We start from the raw sequence: 21,405 nt of genomic DNA, 5'->3' as shown, positions 1-21,405 counted from the left end.
CGTAGTGCGGGTGGTACGGACATCCTTCGGACGTCCGCCCTTCCAGACGGGCATATCCGGCGGCGGGTTCGCCGCGGCCTTGGGACTTGACGAGATTTATCCGTTGTTTTCGAAGTGATTCGGATGATTATGGCGCCGACCGGGGCAAGTTCAGCCCCGATCGCGGTGTCCGAGATCTCTGGCGCGTAGCACTAGTTCGGTGGCGAACCGGTGTTCGGGGTCGGTGAGCCGGTCGCCGAAGACGGACTCCAGGGTGCGCATCCGGTAGCGAACGGTCTGCGGGTGCACGTCGAGGAGTTCGCCCATGTGGGCGGCGGTGCCGCGGGTGGCGAGCCAGGTCCGCAGGGTTTCGATGAGCCGGTCGCGCCGGCCCGGCGTCAGGGTTTCCAGCGGCGCGAGTTCACGCCGGGCGAGGTGGTCGAGGAGTGCCGGGTCGGAGCGCAGCCACAGCGTGACGAGGTGGTCCTCGCAGAAAAGGGTGGCCGCATGGCTCTCGATGACGCCGGATTCGGCGAGTTCGAGGACCTGGCGGGCCCAGCGCAGGGAATCGGACGCATCGCCGATGGGAACCTCAAGACCGACTACGGCAGGACAGCCGTGCAGGGCCGCGTCCAGCATCCGTCTTCGTACTTCGTCGACCGTGCCCGGCACCAGGAGGTACGGCAGCGGCTCGCCCGGGTCGGCCAGGACATCGTTGTCCAGCGCCGCGCGGGTCAGCCCCGCCGCGGAGCGGAGCGCGATCAGTGTGACCCGTTCCGGAAGAGTCCAGGAGGCGCGGTCGGCGAGCTCCGCGATCGCCGCGCGCGGCACCGGGGACCCGGCGAGGATCAGGTGCAACAGCCGTCTGCGCAGGGCGTCGGAGCGCTCCCCGGAGAAGGAGGTGACCTCCAGATAGCCCTCGCGGGAGAGCGCTTCCAGTTCTTCGACATAGGTGAAGAGGGCGTCGGCGAAGCTGAGCATCAGGGCGGGTGAGAGGTTGTAGCGGCGGCCGATCTTCTTGGCCCGGCGCAGCGCCACCCGCGCGCCCAGGCGGTAGGCGCCCTGGAGGGTCTCCAGGCTCCGGCCCTCGTACGCCTCGAACCGGCCGAACCGGCGGCACATCTCGTCGCGGAGCGTGGAGGGCGCGCTGGGCGAGGCGACCTGGTCGACGAAGACGGTGAGGTTCTGCTCCACGCCGACCCGGATCGCCTCGCCGTAGGGCCCTTCGAGGAGCCGGGCGTACTCGGGGTAGGCGCGGGTGACTTCCGCGCCGATCTCCTTGAGCAGTCCCGGCAGTTCGGGCCGCAGGATCGCGGCGAACTCCTGTGGGAGCGGTCCCAACGGGTCCTGGATGTCCGGCGATTGCGCGGCTGCGGGCATGTCACTTCCCTTGCACTACGGCGCCCGGTGGAGACAGGCCGGCCAAAGCGCTCTCACCGGCCGACAGGTGCGTACCTTCGCGGACTGCTGAACCTAGAACAACTCCCGTGTGAGGTACAACACTTGGCGATCCGTCAGCTTCTTGGGGGATCGGTTGTCGGCCGTTTCCGCGCGGGCCGGCCGGTGACGCGCTGCCTCCGGCCGGGCGCGGGGGCGGGCTAGCGGAGCGCCGAGTGCCAGTACTGCGCCAGTAGCTTGCCGTTGTCGGGGACGACCGTGCCGGGGGCGTGCAGTCCGGCCAGGTAGGTGGCCGCGCTGTTCAGTACGACGCTGTTGTGGCCGGCCGCCGAGGGCAGCCCGGTCTTCAGGTTGACCGCCCAGTCGAGCAGGCCGGCGAGACCGCAGCCGTTCGCGCCGGGCACCGCGAAGGTGGCGTCGCCCTGGTTCGCTCCGGTCAGGCTGAGCCGGTTCATGACGCCGGTCGCATCGACCGTGCCGTCGGCGTCGAAGCGCTGGATGCCGAGGGCCGGAGCGTTGAGGTTCTGCGGACGCAGCACGATGGGTTGGGCGGCGGAGCCGAGGTAGCAGGAGCCGCCGAGGAGCGGGTTCTGGAGGTGGATGCGGATGGGTATCGCGACGATCGGCCGACCGGTGGTGGCGCCCGCCGTGAGGTTGAAGTCACTGGGGGTGCCCGCCGATTCGACGGTCGCGGTGACCCGGTTGAGGGTGCTGTTGGTGATCTGCCGGCAGATGTCGCTGATGACGGGGATGTCGCTGGGACACATCAGGCCGAGCAGCCCGCCGGGGATGTCGGCCGGGTCGGCGATGAGCGCGCCGCCCGCCGGGGCGATCAGGGTGGGCGCGCCGGAGGCGTGCTGCACCACGCCGAGCTGAAGGTCGCTGGCGCCGGTGACGACCTCGGTGCTGCCCAGTCTGATGGAGCCGTCGGCCGAGTGGGAGGCGATGCACTGCACGATGTCGATGCGCCCGTCGGCGGCCAGCATCGCCGGATCGTCGACCGGGCAACGGCTGAACGGGGCCCAGCTGCCGTTCAGTTGGGCCGCCGGAGCGGAGTCCGCCGCGGCCGGCCCCGCCGTCGGGAGAAGGGTCAGGGCGGTGCCTGCGGCCAGCAGTCCCGCCCGCAGGCGAGTGGATACGGGTCTCATGAGGTCGGTCCCCTCTGACGTCCCGGCTCGCGACGTCTGGATGTGTGATCGGCCGCGTCAACGGCCGCTACGTACAGCTGAGTTGGCCAGAAATCAGCGCAGCGGCGGCGGAACGGTCGTCGGCTGCTTGTCGGGGGTGCAGAGCTTCGCGGGGTCGTCCGGGATGCCGGAGGCGCACGGCGCTCCCTGGTTCTGCTTGACCGCGTTGGCGGGCCCGGACACCGAGGCGGTGAACAGCGGGCTGAGGTCCTCGCCCACCCCGCAGCCGGTGAACGGCGGAATCGTCACGGAGCCGGCCAGCGGGCCGCCGCGGGAGAGCGAGTAGCCGCGCCAGACCGTGTCCGTGCCCTTCTTCAGCACCCCGAGCAGGACCATGTGGTCCTTGGTGTTCTTCGCAGGATCCGGATCGGCGGAGTAAACCGGCCCGGTGGTACGGCAGTTGGGGCCGACGTCGAGCGGTGTCCCGTTGACCCTGACATCGCCCAGGTGCAGCACCAACGGAATCCTGATGTACGTCTCGCCGTGCCCCGCCGTGTTGTTGAGATCCGAGTCGATGGTCATCGGCCCGCTCTGCTCCAGTGTCATCGTGGCGGTGGTGGGCATGAACCCGAAGGTCAGGAAGGTCGCGGGGGCGGGTGGTGTCTCGCGGCGCCCCTGGTATTCGAGCTGCCCGAGCGACTGCTGGAGCAGATGGAGTTCGAAGACGCCGGGCCTGACCTCGATGCGCTTGAGCTGGTTGGGCCCCTGGACGATCTTGGCGCAGTAGACCGGGATCAGCGAGGCGCCGCCCAGCTTGGTGACGTTGGAGTACCCGGTGGCGTACGCCGAGAGCGCGAGCGGCTGGGTGGTGTCACCGCGGCACTCCGGCGCGGTGGCGGACGGCGTCCCCTGCGCCTTGGGCGCGGCGATCTCGGGCGGGGCGGCCGAGGCGCCGGCCGCCTTGTCGGGCGAGGGCTTCGACGACGCGGAGGAGCCGGGGGACGGCGTGGGCGAGGACGACGCCCCGGCTATGGGCACCTTGGCGAGGAGGCCGTCCGCTCCAGGGGCGGGTGTGCAGGACACCGGGACGGTGACCGGGTCGGTGGCGGCGCCCTGCGCGGTGCGCGGCGCGAAGTCGATCGCCAGCGTCGTCGCCGTCACTGTGAGGTCGCCCGGACTGTTCGCGGTGACCGTGGGAACCTCGCCGGTTGCGGTGAGGACCGCGCCGTCGGGGGAGCCGAGCGGCACGGAGGGCGCCGTGCCCTGCCAGGACGCGTCGGCGAAAGCGCCGTTCTGGGTCACCCGCGTCGTCAGCCGGGTGGTGGCGCCCGTCGTCGTCGCATGGAGCGCGGTGAGCTGGGCGACGGCGGCATCGGGCAGGGTGAGCGCCGTGCTGACCTCGGCGGCGCGGATGGGCACGCCGGGTGCGGCTCGGTCCGGGAACCTGGCGCCGACCGTGACCTTCACCGGCTGCGCCCCGGCCGGAAACGCGCAGCTGTAGGTGAGTTCGGTGGTGATCCGCTGATCGCCGTGGGCCACCCCCGTGCCGGGCACGACACCGGCCAGGACCACGACGGCCGCCGCGACGGACCTGCGCGCGCGCACTCCCGGCTGCCACGCGGCCGAGCCCCGGGCTCCTTTCACGTGGCGTTCAGCTCCCTTCGCCCGGACGGCGGCCGGTGCCCGCACCGCATTCCGTGGGCCGCCCGGCCGGCCGTTGGCCGGACCGGGCGGCCCCGGGCATGCGCGAGGTGTGAGGCGGCATTACGAGCCGGTGATGGTGGGGTGCGTGCTGGTCCCGCTGACCACCGCGTAGTAGTCGCCTTGGAACGACGGGTGGTCACCGGCGCCCACCACGCCCGAACAGCCGGCCGTCGGGTCGGAGACGGTCAGTTCGGTCGGATTGGCCGCGATCGCCAGATCGCCGGTCGAGTTGGTGTAGGTGCCGTGCGCGGTGCCGGTCACGGTGAAGGCGCAAGTCGCCACGGACACACGGGCGTTGACGCCTGAGATGTAGCCCTGCGAGACGCCGGTGCCCGCGTCGTAGTCGGTCACGTCCAGCGTCCACGGCGTGTTCGCGACGGTGTCCACCGCGCCGAGGAAGCTGGTGCACGGCTCACCGGACCTGCCGAAGTGCGCGGGGTCGATGCTGCCGACCGCGGCCGGGTTCCCGGTGGCGCTCTGGAGCGTTCCCCCGGCGTCCGCGTAGGTGCACGTCATGTCGATGCCGTTGATCGAGAGCACCACGTTGGTGGACGTGGCGGTGAAACTCTCGGGCGAGTTGGGGCCGACGACCCAGTTCGTGGGCGAGGCGGCCATGGCGGGCGCGGTCGCCAGGGCGAATGCGGCCGTCGCGGCGCCGCATACCAGAGCGAGCTTTCCAAGAGGGCTTCGCACAGCAATTTCCTCCGATTTCACCAGCTACGGGTACGGATTCGGCCACGTACGATCCGTGACGATGCGGACGTTACTTGCGAGAAACATCGGCGCACAATCCCGCCGTTCAAGATTGTGCCGAGCAGGGGAGTTCCTTGTGTCGCAGCTGAGTAATCGGCCGGTTTTTCTTGTCGTTCGGTGCGTACTGCCAGGTCGCGAACCGCCGCATTCCTGCTCAGGCTTCCGGTTCCTGGCGCATAAACCCTGCCCCGGTGTGCGGTGACAGGTGAAACCCATCAATCGGTGACAAGTTGGCGAAGGGAGTTACTACTTCGGTGACAAGTTGCCGAGGGCCGGACCCGGGCTCGCGGAAACTTCTGGAACTGGTATTGCCGAGCCACGTTACCCGGCCGTAGCGTCCGATGTGCGGTCGGCCCGGGGCGGCTCGTCCGGGCCCGTATCCGCTGCTTGTCCACGTTCCCGGCGCCGCCCCCCCAACGGCCGGGATCCGCACGGGCAAAGCTCCCGGCCGGCCCTCCTACCGGCCAGGGTGCTGCCCCGGGGTGCCGCGGCCGAGCTCCCTTCGGTCGTGGCACCCCGCCCTCGCGCACCACCGCTTCTGCTCACTTTCTGCTCAGCCGTCCGCGAGGCCGGCTCCGGAACTTGTCAACGCGTGACAAGGAAAAGGGATTTCGCCGATGTGACGGTCCGGGTTCTTGTTTCGGCGGTACTGGTCAACTTACCGTGCGCCTCTCGGTGCACTCGTGTCACTTCGTGCGGGCCTGCTGGAGGTGGGATGGGAATTGAAGTCGTGGTCGAGGGCCTGACCAAGTCCTTCGGCAAGCAGAACATCTGGCAGGACATCACTCTCACCCTGCCCGCGGGTGAGGTCAGCGTCCTTCTTGGTCCCTCCGGCACTGGAAAGACGGTATTCCTCAAATCGATCATCGGGCTCCTCAAACCGGAGCGCGGGCGGGTCCTGATAAATGGCGTCGACATGGTGAGCAGCCCCGAGCGCGACATCTACGAGACCCGGAAGCTCTTCGGCCTCATGTTCCAGGACGGCGCGCTCTTCGGCTCGATGTCCCTTTTCGACAACATCGCCTTCCCGCTGCGCGAGCACACCCGCAAGAAGGAGTCGGAGATCCGCCGCATCGTCATGGAGCGGGTCGACATGGTCGGCCTGCTCGGCTCGGAGGAGAAGCTGCCCGGCGAGATCTCCGGCGGGATGCGCAAGCGCGCCGGACTCGCCCGTGCCCTGGTGCTCGACCCCCAGATCATCCTCTGCGACGAGCCGGACTCCGGACTCGACCCGGTCCGCACCGCCTTCATCTCGCAGCTCCTCATCGACCTGAACGCCCAGATCGACGCGACGATGCTGATCGTCACCCACAACCTGGACATCGCCGCCACCGTCCCCGACAACATGGGGATGCTCTTCCGCCGCAACCTCGTCACCTTCGGGCCCCGGGAGGTGCTGCTGACCAGCCAGGAGCCGGTCGTCGCCCAGTTCCTCAGCGGCCGCCGCGAAGGCCCCATCGGGATGTCCGAGGAGAAGGACGCCGCGACGCTCGCCAAGGAGGAGCTCAACAGCGCCCGGAATCCGGCGAGTCCACCCCGCCCGCTGGTGCCGCAACTGGAACCCTCGCCGGGACTGCCCGCCCGCGGTGCGGTACTGCGGCGCAAGCGGCGCGTCCTCGGCATGCTCGACCAGCTGCCGCCCGCGGCCCGGCGGGCCATCGAGGACGGCATGGCGCCCGCCCGCGGGGCGACGTCATGACGACGGAGGCAGAGAGAACCCCACCGGTCCCGCCCACTCCACCGCCCGCCGTGCCGCGCCGCCCGCTTCCCGGCCTCGGCGCGCTCCGCCAGACCGGCCGGCTCTTCTCGCTGGCCGTCGCCGTGGTCGGAGCCACCTTCCGCCGGCCCTTCCAACTACGGGAATTCATCGAGCAGTTCTGGTTCATCGCCAGCGTCACCATCCTGCCCGCGGCCCTCGTCTCCATCCCGTTCGGCGCCGTCATCGCGCTCCAGGTCGGCTCGCTCACCCAGCAGCTCGGCGCCCAGTCCTTCACTGGCGGCGCCAGCGTCCTCGCGGTCATCCAGCAGGCCAGCCCGCTCATCGTGGCCCTGCTCATCGCGGGCGCCGGAGGCTCGGCGATCTGCGCCGACCTGGGCTCCCGCGCCATCCGCGAAGAGCTGGACGCCATGGAGGTCATGGGCGTCTCACCCGTCCAACGCCTCGTCGTACCGCGGGTGTTGGCCACCATGTTCGTGGCCGTACTGCTCAACGGCATGGTCTCCGTCGTCGGCACGCTCGGCGGCTACTTCTTCAACGTCATCCTTCAGGGCGGCACCCCCGGTGCCTACCTCTCCAGCTTCTCCGCACTCGCGCAGCTCCCCGACCTGTACATCAGCGAGTTCAAGGCGCTGATCTTCGGTTTCATCGCGGGCATCGTCGCCGCGTACCGGGGACTCAACCCGCGCGGCGGCCCCAAAGGCGTCGGCGACGCCGTCAACCAGTCCGTCGTCATCACCTTCCTGTTGCTCTTCTTCGTGAACATGGTCCTCACCGGGATCTATCTCCAGATCGTCCCCCCGAAGGGCGGCTGAACGATGGGCCTCTTCAGCCTCCTCGACCGGTCGGGCGACCAACTCACCTTCTACGTCAAGGCGTTGCTGTGGATCCCGCGCACCCTGCGGCGCTACCTCAAGGAGGTCCAGCGCCTGCTCGCCGAGGTCGCCTTCGGCAGCGGCGGCCTCGGCGTCATCGGCGGAACCATCGGCGTGATGATCGCCATGACCCTGTTCACCGGCACCGTGGTGGGCCTCCAGGGCTACGCCGCGCTCAACCAGATCGGCACCGCCGCCTTCACCGGGTTCGTCTCCGCTTACTTCAACACCCGCGAGATCGCCCCGCTGGTCGCCGGTCTCGCCCTGTCCGCCACCGTCGGCGCGGGCTTCACCGCCCAGCTCGGCGCCATGCGCATCAACGAGGAGGTCGACGCCCTCGAAGGCATGGGCGTACGCAGCCTGCCCTATCTGGTCACCACCCGAATCATCGCCGGCGTCGTCGCGATCGTCCCGCTGTACGCGATCGGCCTGCTCAGCTCCTACTTCGCGTCCCGGATGACCACGGTCGTCTTCAAGGGCCAGTCACGCGGCACCTTCGACCACTACTTCTCCCTCTTCCTGTCCCCGACGGACGTCCTGCTCTCCGTGCTCAAGGTGCTCATCTTCAGCGTGCTGGTGATCCTGGCCCACTGCTACTACGGCTTCCGCGCCACCGGCGGACCGGCCGGTGTCGGCGTCGCCGTGGGGCGCTCGGTGCGCAACGCGATCGTGCTGATCGCCGTCACCGACTTCTTCCTGTCGCTCGCCATCTGGGGTGCCACCACGACCGTGAAGGTGGCCGGATGAACGCGCGGACCGTACGCCAACGCCTCGCCGGAGTCGTCTTCCTGCTGGTCCCGGCACTGCTGATATGGCTCTCGATCGCCGTGTACGACAAGGACTTCACCCGCTCGGACACCGTGACCGTCGAGACCGGAAGCGTCGGCAACGAGATGCACCCGGGCGCCGAGGTGAAACTGCGCGGCGTCGTCATCGGCGAGGTCCGCGGCATCAGCGCCGACGGCGACGGAGCGAAGCTGACCCTCGCCCTCCAGCCCGGCAGCCTCAGCCGCGTGCCCTCCGACGTGACCGCGCAGATGCTGCCGACCACCCTGTTCGGCGAGCGGTTCGTGGCGCTCGTACCGCCGTCGCACCCGTCCACGAGCACGCTCCCGGCCGATGCGGTCATCCCGCAGGACCGCTCCCGCGACGCCATCGAACTGGGGCAAGTCCTCGACCACGTGCTGCCGATGCTCACCGCGGTGAAGCCGGAGAAGCTGTCGGTCACGCTGTCCGCCGTCGCCCAGGCGCTGCGCGGGCGCGGCACCCAGCTCGGCGACACCCTCGTCACCCTGGATGCCCATCTGAAGAAGTTCAACCCGGACCTGCCCGCCCTCAACGCCGATCTGAAACAGCTCGTCCAGGTCACCCGGGCCTACAGCGACGCCGCCCCCGACATCCTCAAAGCGCTCACGGACGCCACGACCACCACCAACACCCTCGTCGACCAGCAGAGCCGGCTCCTGGACGTCTACGGCCGTACGACCACGACCGCACAGGACCTCACGGCCTTCCTCCAGCAGAACAAGGACAACATCATCCGGCTCAGCGCGGTGAGCCGCCCGACGCTGCGACTGCTCGCCGAGTACTCCGCCTCCTTCCCCTGCACCCTGCGCACCCTCTCCGGCTTCGTCCCCGCCATGGACAAGGCCTTGGGCAAGGGCACGGACGAGCCGGGACTCCACGTCACCGTGAAGGCAGTGCCCTCCCTCGGCAAGTACGTCCCCGGGCGCGACACCCCCGCATACCCGGCCGGCGACGGCCCGCACTGCTACCCGGTGCCCTACCTCGGCGTCCCGCTCCCCGCCGCGAGCGCTCCCGCCAGGACGGCGGCGGTCGGCGACGCCGGTCTCGGGCTGCCCAACTCCCCGCAGGAGAACCAACTGGTGAACGAACTGCTCGCCCCCGACATGAAGCGGGCCCCGCAGTCCCTGCCCAACTGGAGCAGCCTGCTCGTCGGACCCGTCCTGCGGGGGAGCGAGGTGACCATCAAGTGAACCGCCGCAGCATCACGGGTCCGCTCGTCAAGTCACTGGTCTTCGTCCTGGTGACGGCACTCACCACCACCGTCCTGGCGCTGTCCATCGCCAACACCGGGGTCGGCGACACCACGACGTACCGGGCCCGGTTCACCGATGCGACCGGTCTGATCGAGGGCGACAGCGTCCGCATCGCCGGAGTGAAGGTCGGCCAGGTGGACGGCGTCGAGGTCGTCGACCGGCGGCTCGCGCAGGTCACGTTCTCCGTGCAGCGCAGCCGGATCCTGCCGGGCACGGCCACCGCCGCCATCAAGTACCTCAACATGGTGGGCCAGCGGTACGTCGAACTGGGCCGGGGGGCCGGCGCGGTGGGCGCGACACTGGCGCCCGGCGCGACGATCCCGGTCGAGCGCACCACCCCCGCCCTCGACCTCACCGAGCTCTTCAACGGTTTCCAGCCCCTGTTCGAAGGGCTCTCGCCCAAGGACGTCAACGAACTCGCCGGCTCCATCGTGCAGGTCCTCCAGGGCGAGGGCGGCACCGTCGACAGCCTGCTGCGGCACATCGGTTCGCTCACCACGACCGTCGCCGCCAAGGACAAGGTGATCGGCGAGGTCATCACCAACCTCAACACCGTCCTGACCACCGTCAACGACCGCGAGGCGGGCTTCAACGACCTGGTGGTGACGCTCCAGCAACTCGTATCGGGGTTCGCGGGGGACCGCAAGCCGCTCGGCGAGGCGATCGCCGCGATGGGCGATCTGACGACGGTCACCGCCGGGCTGTTCCAGGACGGCAGAGAGCCGCTGAAGGAGGACGTCAAACAGCTCGGCCGACTGTCCGCGAACCTCGCCGACAGCGCGCCCCAGATCGAGAACTTCCTGAAGAGGACGCCCGACAAGATGCGCGCCGTCACCCGCATCGCCAGCTACGGATCCTGGCTCAACCTCTACCTCTGCGAAGCCAAGGTGTCCGGCGTGAACACCGAGGACGGCAGCGCCCCGCCCACCGGCATCCCGGTCAGCGAATCGAGGTGCCAGGGATGAGACTCCCCATACCGGTGCGCCCCCGGCTCGCCCGCTCCGGTCCGCCGCGCCCGCGCCGCCTGGGCCTGCCGCGCCCGCGGCGCATGAAGCCGATGAAGGAGCGCAATCCCGTCACGGTCAGCCTGGTCGGTCTGCTGCTCCTGGCCCTGGTCGGCGTCGCGGCGTACAACGCGGGCTCGTTGCCGTTCATCGGCGGCGGCACGACCTACAGCGCCGACTTCTCCGAGTCGGCCGGCCTGCGCGGCGGCGACGAGGTGCGGATCGCCGGGGTGAAGGTCGGCGAGGTCCGCGATGTCCTGCTGGACGGCGCCAAGGTGAAGGTCACCTTCAAGGTGAAGGACGTCTGGATCGGCGACGCTTCCACGGCGGCGATCGCCATCAAGACCCTGCTCGGCGAGAAGTACCTGGCGATCGACCCGCTCGGCAGCGGCAGGCAGAACCCCGCCAGCCGCATCCCGCTGGCCCGCACCACATCGCCGTACGACGTCACCCAGGCCTTCGAGGGGCTCAGCAACACGATCGGCGACATCGACACCGCCCAGCTCGCCAAGAGCTTCGAGACCATCTCCGAGACCTTCAAGGACTCGCCGCCCGATGTGCGCACCGCCGTGTCCGGGCTCTCGGCGCTTTCGAAGACCGTCTCCCAGCGTGACACCCAGCTCGCCCAACTCCTCAAGGGCAGCGAGCAGTTGACCAAGACCCTCGCCAACAAGAAGAGCAGCTTCGAGACCCTCATCGACGACGGCGGGCTGCTGCTCGGCGAACTCAAGCAGCGCCGCGACGCCATCCAGGCACTGCTCACCGGCACCCGGGGCCTCGGCACCCAGCTCACCGGTCTCGTGAAGGACAACTCGGCCCAACTGAGTCCCACGCTCGCGGCGTTGGGCCGCGTCACCGACGTCCTCGTCAAGAACCAGCAGGGACTCGACCGCACGCTGGCCCTCGCCGGCCCCTACTACCGGCTCGTCGGTAACACCCTCGGCAACGGCCGCTGGTTCGACACCTACCTCTGTGGGCTCGTCCCGGGGAACTACCTCCCCGCGGGCTCCCTCCCGAAAGCCGGCTGCATGCCGCCGAAGAACGGAGGCTACTCATGACCCGGCGACGCGCCCTCACGGTCGTCGCGGCCCTCGCGGTGATCATCGCGGTGGTGCTCGGCGGTCTGCGCGTGTTCGCCGACTCCGGCGGGAAGCGCATCACCGCCTACTTCGACCACGCCGTCGGGATCTACCCCGGTTCCGATCTGCGGATCCTCGGCGTGAAAGTGGGCGAGGTCGACTCGGTGACCCCGCAGGGCAAACAGGTCAAGGTCGTCGTGACACTCGACCGGGGTGTACGGGTGCCCAAGGACGTCCGGGCCGCGATCGTCTCACCCAGCGTCGTCGCCGACCGGTACGTCCAGCTCGCCCCCGCCTACACCGGGGGACCTGAGCTCTCCGACCGGGCAGAGCTGCCCGCCTCCCGCAACGCCACGCCCGTGGAGGTCGACCAGCTGTACGCGTCCATCACCCAGCTCAGCAAGTCCCTCGGCCCCAACGGGGCGAACGCGACGGGAGCACTCTCGGGCCTGCTCGACACCGGGGCGAAGAACCTGGACGGAAACGGGGCCGCGATCGGGGACTTCGTCGAGCAGTTCGGCAAGGCGGCCAAAACCCTGGACGGCAGCAGCGAGCACCTCTTCGCCACGCTCTCCCATCTACAGACGTTCACCACCATGCTGAAGGACAAGGACGGCGCGGTACGCGACGCCCAGAACCAACTCGCCGACGTCACCTCGTTCTTCGCCGACAACAAGGACAACCTGGCGGGCGCGCTCAAGGAGCTCGGTACGGCGCTGGGCGAGGTGAAGACGTTCATCCAGGACAACCGCGGCAGCCTCAAGGCCGAGGTCGACAAGCTCGTCCCGCTCACCCAGATCCTGGTCGACCAGCGGGCCTCGCTCGCCGAAGCCCTGGACACCGCACCCCTGGCCGCCGGCAACGCGCTCAACGCCTACGACCCGGCGCACCGCACCCTCGACGGCCGGGGCGACATCAACGAGATCAGCATGGGCGGTGACATCGTCTTCCCGCCCCACCCCGCGACAGCGGGCAGCGCGGCACTCCTACCGGTGCCGCAAGCCCGCCTGAAGGCGCTCCCGGCGCTGCCGCTGCCCGCCGTCGGGACGGTGTACGGGAGCGCGGCCGATGCCGCGGCCACGGGCGGGGGCCGGGGATGAGAGCGATGGCCACCCGCCGGATACGGTCCGCCCGTCAGGCGCTGAGCGGCCGGAGGGTCAGCAGGCGGGCCGTCGCGGGCCTTGGCGCGGGCGTCGCGGCGCTCGTCGCCCTGGCCCTCACCCTCGGCGGTTGCTCGGTGCCGTCGTTCTCCGGCATCGACCAACTGCCACTGCCCGGCGGCGCCGACCTCGGCGCCCACCCCTACGACATCACCGCCGACTTCGCCGATGTCCTGAGCCTGGTGCCGCAGGTCGCGGTGAAGGTGAACGACGTCGCCGTCGGGCGGGTCACCGAGGTGTCGCTCGCGCCGGACGGCTGGTCCGCGAACGTCACCATGCGGATCAGGGGAGACGTGAAGCTCCCCGCCAACGCCTATGCCCAGCTGGAACAGTCCAGCCTCCTCGGCGAGAAGTTCGTCCAGCTCTCCGCGCCCGCGAAGGAGACCAAGGAGACCGCGCGGGGCAGCCTCGGACCCGGTGCCGCCATCCCCCTCGCGCGCACCAACCGCAACCCCGAGGTGGAGGAGGTGCTGGGGGCGCTCTCGATGCTGCTCAACGGGGGCGGTGTCAACCAGCTCAAGACGATCACCACCGAGCTCAACAAGGCGATCGGCGGCCGTGAGCCGGAGGTCCGCTCGATGCTCCGGCGCGTCGACACCCTGGTCACCGATCTCGACGGGCACCGCGGCGACATCACCGACGCGCTCGACGGCGTCAACCGGCTCTCCACGACCCTCGCCACCCGCAAGCAGCAGGTCGGCACCGTCCTGACCGGGCTGTCCCCGGGCCTCAAAGTCCTTGAGGACCAAAGGGGTTCACTGCTCACGATGCTGAAGTCCCTCGACACCCTCTCCACGGTCGCCGTCTCCACGATCAACAAGAGCAAGGACGACATGGTGGCCGATCTGAAGGCGATCGCACCCAGCCTCAAGGCGCTGGCGGACTCCGGCAAGGACCTGCCGGACTCGCTTCAAGTGCTGCTCACCTACCCGTTCACGGACGAGGTGCTGCGCGGCATCAAGGGCGACTACCTGAACGTCTATCTCGATGTGGCGGCCGTACCCGGCACCCGCATCATCCCGCCGATCACTTCACCGCCCGCGGCCAAGGCGCCGCTCGGCCTGCCTGCCGTCGGTGGCACGGGGGGAACGCGCTGATGCTGACCCTCGCCACCAGGCTCAAGAACCTCGCGTTCCTCGTCATCGGGGTGCTGGTGCTCGGCTACACCGGGTTCACGTACGCCGATGTCGGCCATTACGTCGGCATCCGCGACTACTACACGGTGAAGGTCCATCTCGCCGAGACCGGCGGCCTGTTCACCCACTCCAACGTGACCTACCGGGGCGTGTCGGTGGGCCGCGTCGGGCCCATCGACCTCACCGACGACGGGGTGGTCGCCGAGCTGCGCATCGACAACTCGGCGCCGCCCATACCCAGCGCCCTGGAGGCCGTCGTGGCCAACCTGTCCGCAGTCGGCGAGCAGTACATCGACTTGCGGCCGACGTCCACGGGGGCGCCCTACCTCGGAGACGGCGCGGAGATCGCCCAGTACGCGACGCGGACCCCGGCGCCCGTCACCACCGTGCTCACCGGCGTCAACGACCTCGCCGCGTCAGTGCCGTTGGACTCGCTGCGCACCGTCGTCGACGAGTTCGGCAAGGCCTTCGAGGGGCGGGGCGACGACCTCCAAGTGCTGCTCGACAACGGAGGCGACTTCGTGAAGGCGGCCGACAAGGCGCTGCCCACCACCACGACGCTGCTCGCGGACGGCGAAACCGTGCTGCGCACTCAGGCCGAGGAGGGCCGGGCCATCAAGACGTTCGCGTCGGGGGCACAGCAGCTCGCGGCCACGCTGAAGGGATCCGACACCGATCTGCGCCGTTTGATCGCCGCCGCGCCGGATGCGGCCGGGCAGATCAGCGGACTGCTGCGGGACCTGGATCCGCAGCTCGGCGTGGTGCTCGCCAACCTACTGACCACGGCGGACGTGGCCGTCACCCGGCAGCGCGGAATCGAGGAACTCCTGGTGAAACTGCCCCCGTTGGCCGCCGCCGGTGCCACCGCCATCGACGGCAAGGGGGCCAACCTCGGCATGGCGGTCACCTTCTTCGCGCCGCTGCCCTGCACCGACGGATACGGCGGCACGACGTACCGCAACGGCCTCGAAACGCTCGACACCCCGAACCTCAACACCAAGGCCAGGTGCGCCGCGCCCGCGAGCAGCGGCATGGACGTCCGCGGCTCGGCGCACGCCCCCGGCGGAGGTCCGGTCCCGGCCCCGGCGACCCCGGGTTCGCTGCCCCCGAGGCCCGCCACCGCGACCCCGTCGACACCGCTCCCCGGAGCGCTGGCCCTGCCTGCCCTCCCCGCCGGCGGCCCGTCGGACCTCGCGGGCCTCCTCGGCATGACGGCCGGCAACGGCGAACAGGGGGGACGTCCGTGACGGGGGACGAGCGTGAGAACGGCCTCGGTAGGACCGGCCGGCCGCGCCGCGTCCTCATGGCCGCCGCCCTGACGGTCTCGGCCGCGTTCTGCGCCTACGCGGGCTTGACCTACGCGCAGGCCCGGGACGACTCCTCGGTCGCGTACGCCGCATCGCGCGACGCGGCGCTGAAGGCGGGGCGGACGCAGATCGCCGCGCTGTCCACGCTGGATGCCGCCCACCCCGACGCGGCGCTGCGCGGCTGGCTCGACTCCTCGACCGGACCGCTCCACGAGGAACTGAGCCGGGCCGGTACGGGCAGACCGGCCGCGTCGGCGCGCGGCACCGTCACGGACGCCGCCGTCACCGAACTCGACGACCGCTCCGGCACGGCGAAGGTCATCGCGACCGTCCAAGTCCAGCTCACCGCGGCCACGGGCGCGGCCGGCACGGACCGCAAACGCCTGGAAGCCACGCTGGAACGCACCGGCTCCGGCTGGAAGTTGAAGGCACTCAGCGCGGTCCCGGTCACCGCGCCCTGACCCCCGACCGGTAGGGAGAAACCGCGTGCGCACAACGAAACCGCACCCCGTGAAGGGGCGGCCCGAGAAGGAGCCGGTCGATCCGTCACCGTCAGGGTTTTGCGAGCCGACCGGTAGCGGCGCCGCGCCCCCCGGGCCCGCGGGCAACGACGACTTCACGGCTTCCGAGGGTGCGGCCGACGACCAGGCCCCTCAGGAAAACGCCTCCGACCCCGAGCCGCGTCGCCGTCGCGCCCGCCGTGTGCTGGGCCTCGTCGCGACCAGCGCCCTCCTCCTGGCCGCAGGCGGACTCCTCTTCGCGGCACGGCAGTTGGAGGACAGCCCAGGCCTGGCGAACCACGCGCTCTCCGACACGGGTGCCACCACGCGTGTCATCGGCGACGTCAGCAACACGCTCGGCAAGGTGTTCTCGTACGCCCCGCAGGACACCAGCTCGACGCAGGACGCCGGGCGCGAGCTGCTCGGGGGCAGGGCCGCCGGTCAATATGCGGCACTGTTCGGCGAACTGAGGCAGCGCGTCGCCGAGCAGAAGCTGACGCTGACCACTCATGTCGTACGCGCGGGGGTCACCCGGCTCACCCGTGACCGGGCGGAGCTCCTGGTCTTCCTCGACCAGCGGGCGCAGCGCGCGGGCAAGCCCGCCACCACCGCCGCCGCGCAGCTGTCCATCACCGCCCAACTCACCGGCGGGAACTGGCAGATCACGGATATCCAGGCCCGCTAGACCTCAACCGCAGCGCCCGCAACCGCAGCGCCCGCAGCCGAACCGCCCGCAACGAACCGTTCCGTAACCGAACCGCCCCGAACGGGCCGCGACCGAACCGCCCGCCGTCGCACGGATCCTGCGAGAGGGATGAGAACCAACATGGCACGCATCACCGCCCAGCCACTGCTCGTCGCCGCGATGTCGCTCACCCTGCTCGTGGGCGGCTTCGCGGTATGGGCGAGCTGGTCCTGGTACAGCGCGGCGCACGACGACACGGTCGCCTACGCCGCCTCCCGTGACGAGGTCCTCGCGGTCGGCGAGCAGGCCGTGCAGAACCTCTCCACCCTCGACCACAAGGACGTGGCGCACGGCCTCGATCTGTGGCAGGCCTCCACGACCGGTGATCTGCACCAGCAACTGTCCGATGGACGAGGCGAGTTCGAGAAGCAGGTGCGGCAGGCTCAGACCGTCACCACCGCCAAGGTGCTGGACGGCGCGGTCACCGAGCTGGACGACCGGGCGGGCAAGGCCAGGGTGATGGTGTCACTGCGGATCACCGTGCAGGCGCCCAAGCAGCAGCCCGCCGCCAAGGACAGCCGGATGCTCGGCGAACTCACCCGTACGCCCGCCGGCTGGAAGCTGAGCGCCCTCGGCCAGGCCCCGGTCGGCAGCAACGCGCCCAACTGAGCCCCTCCTTCTTCCGGCTCGTCCGCGGCCATCCCCACCTTTCGCCCCCTCCGCAGCCCTTCCGCCAGAACAGGAGCCCCCGCCCATGTCGACGACCCGCCACCTGGTCAACCGCCGGCGCCGTCTGGCGAACGCCAGTGTCGCCCGCACCGTCACCGAGCCGCCGCCGGAGCGGACGAGTGTGCTTGCCAACTCGCCCAAGTCGCGGGGTGGTTACGAATCCCGAAAGGCCGCTCGCGCGCCCTCGCCGCCGCACCCCGCACCGCGGTCGTCCGCCGTCCGGAGGTCCCTCGACCGTCTGCCTTCCATCCGGCTGCCCGCCGTCCTGTGCGCGCTCATCGTCCTGCTCGGCGCGTTCGGCGCGCTCGCCGCCACCCGGGCCGACGCCCTGCGGTCCGACCCGGCCGTGCGGAACGCCGCCCTCACCGATCTCGCCCGTACCAGCGAGATCAAGGGCCAGACCGCCAAAGCCGTCGCCGCGCTGTTCTCGTACAACTACGCGGACACCGCCCCTGCCGACAAGGCGGCCTCAACTCTCCTCACCGGCAAGGCGGTTCAGCAGCATCGCGACATGCTCGCCACCGTGCGCGCACAGGCCAAGGACCAAAAACTCGTCCTGACGACGACCGTGACGGAGAGCGGGGTGGAGATGATCGACGGCTCGCGTGCCCGGGTCCTCGTCTACGCCGACCAGAGCAGTACGCGCACCGCGGGCAAGAAGCCCGAAACGACGTACGCAGCAGCGATGTTCGCCGTTGACGTGGTGCATGAACGAAGCGGCACCTGGCAGATCTCCGCCATCGACACCTTCGGGCAGGGCTCATGAAGGCGCTGGAGTACTTGAGCGGCAACGGGTGTGCAGGGCGCGCGCTGCCCGGCGGGCAGCGGTTGCGGCGCGGGCTGGCCGCCACCACGGTCGCGGCCGCCGTGCTGGCCGCGCTCACCGCCTCGCAGGCCCCGGGGCTGCTGCACGCCGCCGCGCCGCCGCACCAGGACAAGCCCGCGGTAGGCGGGCCCGTCCCCGTGGCCGAACAGCCCCCGTCCGACGGCTCGTACCACACCGAACTGCCGCCGCCGGTCTCGTCTTCGCGGCCCCCGAGCGCGCCGCCGACCGTGGGGGTGATCGATCCGGTGTGGACGCAGGAGGGCATCCCGGCCACCGTGCTCGCCGCGTACCAGCAGGCGCAGTCGGGGCTGCGGGTGACCCGGCCCCGCTGTCACCTTCCCTGGCAGCTGCTCGCCGCCATCGGCAAGGTTGAATCGGGACACGCGGGCGGCGGACGCGTCGACGCGCACGGCAGGACCCTCAGCCCGATCCTGGGCCCCGTGCTCAACGGTTCGGGCTTCGCCGCCATCGCCGATACCGACCACGGCACACTGGACGGTGACACGCGCTACGACCGCGCGGTCGGGCCCATGCAGTTCATCCCGTCGACCTGGGCAACCTGGGGCCAGGACGGCAATGGTGACGGTGTGAAAGATCCCAACAACGTCTTCGACTCGGCGCTGGCCGCGGGGGTCTATCTGTGCGCGGACTCGCGTGACGTGGCGGTTTCGGCGGACCTGAACCGTGCGGTGCTCAGCTACAACAACTCCGCCGACTATCTGCGGACCGTCCTGTCGTGGCTGGACTTCTACCGTCGGGGCACCCATGCCGTGCCGGACGGGAAGGGGGTACTGCCGACCACGCCGGGCGCGGGCAGCGCCGGGCAGCTCGGCGCGGACAAGGGCGCCGGGCAGGGCGGCGGCATCGTCATCGGGCCGCAGCCCAGCGACCACCCCTCGGCCCCGGTCCCGACGCCGCCCGCGGCCAGTGCCTCGGCGTCGCTGCCGCCGTCGCCGTCCCAGAGCCCGGGTCCGTCTCCTTCGCCGTCCGCGAGCCCTGGTCCTTCGGGGAGCCCGGGGCCCTCGCCGTCGGGCAGCCCCGGGCTGCCGGCCTGTCCCGGCGCGTCCCCGACCGCGACGGCGACGCCCACCCCCACCGGAACGCCGGCGGGTCCGGCCTGCCCCTCACCCACCCCCTGACAAGACCTCCGCCAGGTCGTAGCGGACCGGCTCCTCCAGCTGGGCGTAGGTGCAGCTCGCCGGGGTGCGGTCCGGGCGCCAGCGCCGGAACTGCGCGGTGTGCCGGAACCGGTCGCCCTCCATGTGGTCGTACGCGACCTCCGCCACCAGGTCCGGCCGCACCGCCACCCACGACAGGTCCTTCTTGCCGGTCCAGCGGCTCGTCGCACCGGGCAGCCGGGCGCTCTCGTGCGCCGCTTCCTCGGCCCAGGCCGCCCAGGGATGGCCCTGGGCCACCGGGTCGTCCATGAGCAGCGGAGCCAGCTCCTCGATGAGCTCGGCGCGCCGCTTCATCGGGAAGGCGGCGCACACCCCGACGTGCTGGAGGCTGCCCGTCGTGTCGTACAGGCCGAGCAGGAGCGAGCCGACCACCGGGCCGCTCTTGTGGTGGCGGTATCCGGCCACCACGACATCCGCCGTGCGCTCGTGTTTGATCTTGTACATGAGGCGGGCGTCGGGCCGGTAGGGGAGGTCGAGCGGCTTGGCGACCACGCCGTCGAGTCCGGCGCCCTCGTACTGGTCGAACCACATCCGGGCCACCTCCACGTCCGTCGTCGCGGGCGCCAGGTGTACCGGCGCGGTGACCCCGTCCAGGGCCTTTTCGAGCGCCGACCGCCGCTCGGCCTGCGGGGTGTCCAGGAGCGAGGCGTCGCCGAGGGCCAGCAGGTCGAAGGCGATGAAACTCGCCGGGGTCCGTTCTGCGAGCAGCTTCACCCGGGAGGCCGCGGGATGGATGCGCTCGGTGAGCCGGTCGAAGTCGAGCCGTCCCTCATGGGCGATGACGATCTCGCCGTCCACGACGCAGCGCCTGGGCAGGCGCTCCACGAGAGCCTCGGCCAGTTCGGGAAAGTAGCGGGTCAGCGGCTTGCCGTTGCGGCTGCCGATGACGATTTCCGGACCGTCTCGGTGCACGATCGCCCTGAACCCGTCCCACTTCGCCTCGTACTGCATGCCGGGCGGAATCCTCGCCACGGACTTGGCGAGCATCGGCTTCACGGGTGGCATCACCGGGAGATCCATACAATCGATTCTCACCGATATGCGGCATTGATGCCCTCCGCCTACCGTGGCCTGCATGGGCAAGGGCGAGGCTATCGAGCTGGAGGTGGGCGGGCGAACCGTCCGGCTCTCCAATCCGGACAAGGTGTACTTTCCCGGCTCCGGCTACACCAAGCTGGACGTGGCGAACTACTACCTGGCCGTCGCGGACGGCATCACGCGCGCCTTGCGCGACCGTCCCACCACGCTGGAGCGCTACCCCGACGGCATCGACGGCGAGTCGTTCTTCCAGAAGCGGGCCCCCAAGAACGTCCCCGACTGGATCCCCACGGCACGGATCGCCTTCCCCAGCGGCCGGCACGCGGACGAGATCTGCCCCACCGAGCCCGCCGCCGTCCTGTGGGCGGCGCAGCTCGGCTGCCTGACCTTCCACCCCTGGCCGGTGCGGCGCGAGGACACCGACCATCCCGACGAACTCCGCATCGACCTGGACCCGCAGCCCGGCACCGACTTTGATGACGCGGTGCCGGTCGCCCACGAACTGCGGGCGCTGCTGGGCGAGTTGGGCATCACGGGATGGCCCAAGACCTCCGGCGGGCGCGGCATCCACGTCTTCGTCCCGATCGAACCCCGCTGGACGTTCACCGAGGTGCGCCGCTGCGCCATCGCGATCGGCCGTGAGCTGGAGCGGCGCATGGCGGGCCGGGTCACCACCGCCTGGTGGAAGGAGGAGCGCGGCGAGCGGATCTTCGTGGACTACAACCAGACCGCCCGCGACCGCACCATCGCCTCCGCCTACTCGGTGCGACCCAAGCCGCACGCCCCGGTCTCGGCTCCACTGCGCTGGGACGAACTGGACGACGTACACCCCAAGGACTTCGACCTGCGGACGATGCCCGCGCGGTACGCCGAACTCGGCGACCTCCACGCGGACATGGACGACCACGCCTTCGGTCTTGAACCGCTGCTGGAACTCGCCGAACGGGACGAGCACGACCACGAACTGGGCGACATGCCCTATCCGCCGGACTACCCCAAGATGCCGGGCGAGCCCAAACGCGTTCAGCCGAGCCGGGCCGCGAAGGAGAAATAGCGGGCCCCGCTTCCGCATGCCCGCGAGGGCGCTCGCGCCGCGTTGTCAGTGCCCGGTGCAAGACTCGGAAACGCAGGACAACGGGACACACGAAGG

Annotated in this window: 20 protein-coding genes; 15 read left to right on the top strand and 5 right to left on the bottom strand. The window is 70.4% G+C overall.

Annotated features, from left to right (window positions below):
- Positions 1-150 precede the first annotated feature (150 nt).
- The 4 genes from OG522_RS06170 to OG522_RS06155 form a co-directional block, all read right to left on the bottom strand.
- Positions 151-1,359: a helix-turn-helix domain-containing protein gene (locus OG522_RS06170; protein WP_329461917.1), complete on the bottom strand. Its 1,209-nt coding sequence runs from the start codon at positions 1,357-1,359 to the stop codon at positions 151-153.
- Between the two features lie 218 nt (positions 1,360-1,577).
- Positions 1,578-2,525, bottom strand: a complete 948-nt coding sequence (locus OG522_RS06165) for a hypothetical protein (RefSeq protein WP_329461916.1) — start codon at positions 2,523-2,525, stop codon at positions 1,578-1,580.
- 93 nt (positions 2,526-2,618) lie between these two features.
- The gene (locus OG522_RS06160; RefSeq protein ID WP_329461915.1) at positions 2,619-4,148 is read right to left on the bottom strand and encodes a DUF6801 domain-containing protein; all 1,530 of its coding nucleotides are present in this window, start codon (positions 4,146-4,148) and stop codon (positions 2,619-2,621) included.
- 120 nt (positions 4,149-4,268) lie between these two features.
- Positions 4,269-4,901: a hypothetical protein gene (locus OG522_RS06155; protein ID WP_329461914.1), complete on the bottom strand. Its 633-nt coding sequence runs from the start codon at positions 4,899-4,901 to the stop codon at positions 4,269-4,271.
- A gap of 775 nt (positions 4,902-5,676) precedes the next feature.
- Here OG522_RS06155 and OG522_RS06150 point away from each other — a divergent pair.
- The 14 genes from OG522_RS06150 to OG522_RS06085 all read left to right on the top strand — a co-directional run bounded on the left by OG522_RS06150 (position 5,677) and on the right by OG522_RS06085 (position 19,178).
- On the top strand, positions 5,677-6,660 hold the full coding sequence (locus tag OG522_RS06150; RefSeq protein ID WP_329461913.1) for an ABC transporter ATP-binding protein: 984 nt from the start codon (positions 5,677-5,679) through the stop codon (positions 6,658-6,660).
- The gene (locus OG522_RS06145) at positions 6,657-7,493 is read left to right on the top strand and encodes an MlaE family ABC transporter permease (protein WP_329461912.1); all 837 of its coding nucleotides are present in this window, start codon (positions 6,657-6,659) and stop codon (positions 7,491-7,493) included. The genes OG522_RS06150 and OG522_RS06145 overlap by 4 nt, the downstream gene beginning before the upstream one ends.
- 3 nt (positions 7,494-7,496) lie before the next feature.
- Entirely contained in the window at positions 7,497-8,300 is an 804-nt protein-coding gene (locus tag OG522_RS06140) for an MlaE family ABC transporter permease (protein ID WP_329461911.1), read from the top strand.
- Positions 8,297-9,550 carry an MCE family protein gene (locus tag OG522_RS06135; protein ID WP_329461910.1) on the top strand — a complete coding sequence of 418 codons (1,254 nt, stop codon included), beginning with the start codon at positions 8,297-8,299 and terminating at the stop codon, positions 9,548-9,550. The genes OG522_RS06140 and OG522_RS06135 overlap by 4 nt, the downstream gene beginning before the upstream one ends.
- Positions 9,547-10,578 carry an MCE family protein gene (locus OG522_RS06130; RefSeq protein WP_329461909.1) on the top strand — a complete coding sequence of 344 codons (1,032 nt, stop codon included), beginning with the start codon at positions 9,547-9,549 and terminating at the stop codon, positions 10,576-10,578. The genes OG522_RS06135 and OG522_RS06130 overlap by 4 nt, the downstream gene beginning before the upstream one ends.
- Before the next feature lie 83 nt (positions 10,579-10,661).
- Positions 10,662-11,675, top strand: a complete 1,014-nt coding sequence (locus OG522_RS06125) for an MCE family protein (protein ID WP_329467503.1) — start codon at positions 10,662-10,664, stop codon at positions 11,673-11,675.
- A complete protein-coding gene (locus tag OG522_RS06120; RefSeq protein ID WP_329461908.1) occupies positions 11,672-12,796 on the top strand; it encodes an MCE family protein in 1,125 nt (374 codons plus the stop codon). The genes OG522_RS06125 and OG522_RS06120 overlap by 4 nt, the downstream gene beginning before the upstream one ends.
- A 5-nt stretch (positions 12,797-12,801) precedes the next feature.
- Positions 12,802-13,953: an MCE family protein gene (locus OG522_RS06115; protein WP_329461907.1), complete on the top strand. Its 1,152-nt coding sequence runs from the start codon at positions 12,802-12,804 to the stop codon at positions 13,951-13,953.
- Complete coding sequence (locus OG522_RS06110; protein WP_329461906.1) at positions 13,953-15,239, top strand: MlaD family protein; 1,287 nt, start codon at positions 13,953-13,955, stop codon at positions 15,237-15,239. The genes OG522_RS06115 and OG522_RS06110 overlap by 1 nt, the downstream gene beginning before the upstream one ends.
- Positions 15,240-15,295: 56 nt before the next feature.
- Positions 15,296-15,760, top strand: a complete 465-nt coding sequence (locus OG522_RS06105; protein WP_329467502.1) for a hypothetical protein — start codon at positions 15,296-15,298, stop codon at positions 15,758-15,760.
- Positions 15,761-15,785: 25 nt separating this feature from the next.
- Positions 15,786-16,484 carry a hypothetical protein gene (locus OG522_RS06100; RefSeq protein WP_329461905.1) on the top strand — a complete coding sequence of 233 codons (699 nt, stop codon included), beginning with the start codon at positions 15,786-15,788 and terminating at the stop codon, positions 16,482-16,484.
- A 141-nt stretch (positions 16,485-16,625) separates the two neighbouring features.
- Positions 16,626-17,153 carry a hypothetical protein gene (locus tag OG522_RS06095; protein WP_329461904.1) on the top strand — a complete coding sequence of 176 codons (528 nt, stop codon included), beginning with the start codon at positions 16,626-16,628 and terminating at the stop codon, positions 17,151-17,153.
- Positions 17,154-17,238: 85 nt separating this feature from the next.
- On the top strand, positions 17,239-17,979 hold the full coding sequence (locus OG522_RS06090; RefSeq protein WP_329461903.1) for a hypothetical protein: 741 nt from the start codon (positions 17,239-17,241) through the stop codon (positions 17,977-17,979).
- Positions 17,976-19,178, top strand: a complete 1,203-nt coding sequence (locus tag OG522_RS06085) for a lytic transglycosylase domain-containing protein (protein ID WP_329461902.1) — start codon at positions 17,976-17,978, stop codon at positions 19,176-19,178. The genes OG522_RS06090 and OG522_RS06085 overlap by 4 nt, the downstream gene beginning before the upstream one ends.
- Here the strand turns inward: OG522_RS06085 and OG522_RS06080 are convergent.
- Positions 19,164-20,237: an ATP-dependent DNA ligase gene (locus OG522_RS06080; protein ID WP_329461901.1), complete on the bottom strand. Its 1,074-nt coding sequence runs from the start codon at positions 20,235-20,237 to the stop codon at positions 19,164-19,166. The two genes, OG522_RS06085 and OG522_RS06080, sit on opposite strands and share 15 nt — an antisense overlap.
- 55 nt (positions 20,238-20,292) lie before the next feature.
- Between OG522_RS06080 and ligD the strand changes: the two genes are divergently transcribed.
- On the top strand, positions 20,293-21,309 hold the full coding sequence (gene ligD, locus OG522_RS06075) for a non-homologous end-joining DNA ligase (RefSeq protein WP_329461900.1): 1,017 nt from the start codon (positions 20,293-20,295) through the stop codon (positions 21,307-21,309).
- The last annotated feature ends 96 nt before the right edge of the window (positions 21,310-21,405 follow it).

The sequence above is a fragment of the Streptomyces sp. NBC_01431 genome (genome assembly GCF_036231355.1).
Lineage (GTDB): Bacteria > Actinomycetota > Actinomycetes > Streptomycetales > Streptomycetaceae > Streptomyces.
The sequence above is the reverse complement of the archived record's forward strand: the minus strand, read 5'-3'. Positions and strand labels throughout refer to the sequence as shown.